This is a genomic window from Trueperella sp., assembly GCF_043424875.1.
Lineage (GTDB): Bacteria > Actinomycetota > Actinomycetes > Actinomycetales > Actinomycetaceae > Trueperella.
Map to the genome: position 1 here is coordinate 1 of NZ_JBHWPL010000026.1, position 3,639 is coordinate 3,639.

Here is a 3,639-nt window from a genome sequence, read left to right on the forward strand (position 1 = left end):
GCCAGCCACGTATGTGTCTCCCGTGTATTCAACCGAGTCAGTCGATAGGACAACCTCCCACGTGGCATCCTCGATCGTTTCGGGGACGACGAAGTCGAGATCCTCCTCAGAGGCGTTGTACGCGATCAAGAAATCGTCGTCGACGACCTTGTTTCCACGAGGATCGGGTTCCGCAATGCGGTCGCCATTGAGATAGACCAGCACCGACCGAGCAAACCAGGTGTCCCAGTCCTCATCGGCCATTTCCTCGCCACTATTGACGAACCAGACGATATCGCCCCGTTCGGATTCGCCACCGCGGCCGGCGTCGCCTTTAAAGAAACGACGACGACGGAACACTGGGTGCTCGCGACGAAGAGCAATAAGTGCTTGGACAAAGCGATGAATCTCAACCTTGTCCTCGTCAAGCTCCCAATCTACCCACGACAATTCGTTGTCCTGTGCGTAGACGTTATTGTTGCCGTCTTGCGTACGGCCAATCTCGTCGCCGTGCGAGATCATCGGCACGCCTTGGGAAGTCAGCAGTGTTGTGAACATGTTCTTTATCTGACGCAAGCGCAGCGAACGGATCTCAGGATCGTCGGTGGGGCCTTCAACGCCGTGGTTCCACGACTGGTTGTTGTTCGAACCGTCTGCGTTGTCTTCGCCGTTGGCCTCGTTGTGCTTCTCGTTGTAGGACACGAGATCGCGCATCGTGAAGCCGTCATGGGCGGTAATGAAGTTGATCGATGCAAATGGGCGGCGACCGGAATGTTCGTACAGATCCGATGAGCCCGTCAGTCGGGAAGCGAACTCCGATAGTGTCGAGGGCTCACCGCGCCAGAAATCGCGCATCGTGTCACGGTAGTTGCCGTTCCATTCCGTCCACAGTGGTGGGAATTCGCCCACGTTGTAGCCGCCTTCGCCAACGTCCCACGGCTCGGCAATCAACTTGACCTGCGAGATGATCGGATCCTGTTGGATGATGTCGAAGAACGAGGAGAGCTTGTCAACCGCGTGGAGCTCGCGCGCGAGCGTGGAGGCAAGATCGAAGCGGAATCCATCAACATGCATGTCCACGACCCAGTAGCGCAACGAATCCATGATCAGCTGCAGGCTGTGAGGCGATGACATATTGAGCGAGTTGCCGGTTCCGGTGGTATCGAAGTAGTGAGCCTTATCGTCTTCGACCAGACGGTAGTAGGCTGCGTTGTCAATTCCTCGGAAGGAGAGCGTTGGGCCCATGTGGTTGCCCTCGGCCGTATGGTTGTAGACGACGTCAAGAATGACCTCGATATCCGCCTCGTGGTAGGCCTTGACCATCGCCTTGAACTCTTCGACCTGCGAACCGCGCTCGCCGGAGGAGGAGAAGGTGTTTTGCGGCGCAAAGAAGCCGATGGTGTTGTACCCCCAGTAATTCGACAATCCCTTCTCGATGAGCGACGTGTCGTTGACAAACTGGTGGATGGGCATGAGCTCGAGCGCCGTGATGCCGAGTTCCTTCAAGTAGTTGACCATGGCGGGGTGCGCCATACCCGTGTACGTGCCACGCATTTCCTCCGGAATATCCGGATGGAGCTTGGTCATGCCCTTCAGGTGAGCCTCGTAGATGACCGAGTTGTGATAATCGTGCTTCGGCGGCCGATCGTGGCCCCAGTCGAAGAACGGGTTGACAACAATCGAGAGCATCGTGTGACCGAGAGAATCGAGTTCGGAGCGCTTGGAGTTGTCGTAAAAATCGTAGGAGAAGTTTGCTTGATGATTGTCGACCTGGCCCTCGATTGCCTTTGCGTAGGGATCGAGGAGGATCTTTGAGGGGTCACAGCGGTGACCGTTCTTGGGGTCGTAGGGTCCATGAACGCGGAAGCCGTAGCGCTGACCGGGGCGGATGCCCGGAATGTAGCAGTGCCAGACGTAGGCATCGACTTCGCGCATCTCAATGCGCTGCTCGTTCATGTCATCGTCTATGAGGCAGAGTTCGATCTTGTCCGCTATCGAGGAGAAGATCGCAAAGTTCGTTCCGGTGCCATCAAATGTCGCACCGAGTGGATAAGGTTTACCTGGCCAAATTTCCATGTCTTAACACTCTCACGTTTAGTTGAAAAGTTTGTAAACCGCGGTGCGCATGTATCGTTGTTTTCGCTGATAGCGCGCGGATCGTGGGCTTGAACACGTTGGCGAAATGTAGTTTGAATCATACCGGCAATTCGGGAACGTGTGGCGGGTTGGTGCGCTAGTCGAACTTAAATTGCAGGTGCCCGCGCTGGCGCTCTAATCTGCCAAGGAGATTGCGACCCGACTCGGCCGTGATGTGTGCGGCAACGATTCGAACGAGAACTTGGACGACGAGGGAGGACGTCCCCGCGTCCGCGTTTTCAGACCACGCAACGAGCGGTTGAAACTTCTCATCAATTTCCGCAAACTGGGACGCTCTCAGGCGCTTGGCTTCCTCCACTTCGCGGTTGGTCCAAGCCTCTTCCTCCGCGCGTGCCTGCTCGGCGCTGCGGCGAACGAACGTAGCGATATCGGGATCCTCGATCCACTTCTCCCATTCGACCGTCAGCTCCGCAAGGTCCTCTTCGGGAGTAAAACGGGTGGAGCGCCTCGCAAACGCGCTCAGTGCCCCAATGACGTCCTTCGCCTCGAAATCGTCGCCGAGCCACGCCGTCCACTCGCGCACGGGGTTCGCGAGCTTGTCCTCGCGTAAGTCCGTCACGAAATCGGCGGTCGGGCGATCGAGAATGCGCGCGCACAACGACCACATCTGCGCGCGGTCGTGAGCCGTGTTCGCCATGATGTCCATCGTCTTTGAGTCCGGTGTGAGTCGGCCCTGATCTGTCACTGTTTCTCCTCGTACATGTCCCAAATTCTGCTAGTCAGTGTACGTAGCGTCGAGCAATTGTGGCACACGGGCCCCTCGTGGGGGCCAAGCGGACGGCCACAGGTGGTGCACTGGGCGCGCGGCACGCGCGTGAGCGTTCGAACCTGCCTGCCCGGGCGTCGTTGATCGATCGCGAGAACGTTTTCAGGGCACTTTGCGACGCATACGCCGCATTCGGAACACCGCGTGGGATCGAACAGTAGCTCCTCATCCTCGAGGCCTAGCGCGCGTTCGGGGCACATGCTCACGCACACCTCGCACGCCGTGCACGGGCCAGTCACCTCCAGCGACGGCAGAAGCGGGTCGGGGAGCGCGGCAAGATAGACCTCGCGAGCGGACGCGCCCAGACGTACACCGGACAGCGCCGAGGCAGGGCTTTCAGGCTGAGCCGCCCGGTTGTCGTCCTTCAGACCAAAGCCCATGAGGAAGAGGTCGCGCCGGGAAAGCGCGGCCGATGGCCGTTCGGCACGTGCGCGTTTGCCGAAGCGCTTCTTCCTGCCCGTGCCGGCCCGCGAGGCGGCATTCTCGCCCGCGGCGCTCTCGACGTGTCCGACATGGTCAACGGAGACGCTCGCGCTGGCGTCAGCGCCGCGTGCGAGGTTCACCGCATCTTTGAACACGGCGACGACGTCCGGCGTCAGTTTCGGGCACGAGGCACAGTCACCCGTTTCTAAGCGCGCGTGACCAGACAGAACGGCCCCGGCCGCCACAACTTCGGCGTCGACGATCGAAAAACACTCCACCGACACGCGGGCCGAACTGTGGCGCTCGTCGACTCC

The 3,639-nt window shown here is 59.2% G+C and carries 3 protein-coding genes; all 3 read right to left on the reverse strand.

Translation table 11 applies throughout. The annotated features are described in order from the left end of the window. On the reverse strand, positions 1-2,055 hold a 2,055-nt coding region (glgX, locus tag ACHFFR_RS02470; protein WP_394262689.1), incomplete at its 3' end, for a glycogen debranching protein GlgX. Positions 2,056-2,212: 157 nt separating this feature from the next. Continuing rightward, on the reverse strand, positions 2,213-2,821 hold the full coding sequence (locus tag ACHFFR_RS02475) for a hypothetical protein (RefSeq protein WP_394262690.1): 609 nt from the start codon (positions 2,819-2,821) through the stop codon (positions 2,213-2,215). Then, positions 2,818-3,639 (reverse strand): 4Fe-4S binding protein (locus ACHFFR_RS02480; protein WP_394262691.1); only part of this gene is annotated, 822 nt, incomplete at its 5' end. The genes ACHFFR_RS02475 and ACHFFR_RS02480, both read right to left, overlap by 4 nt.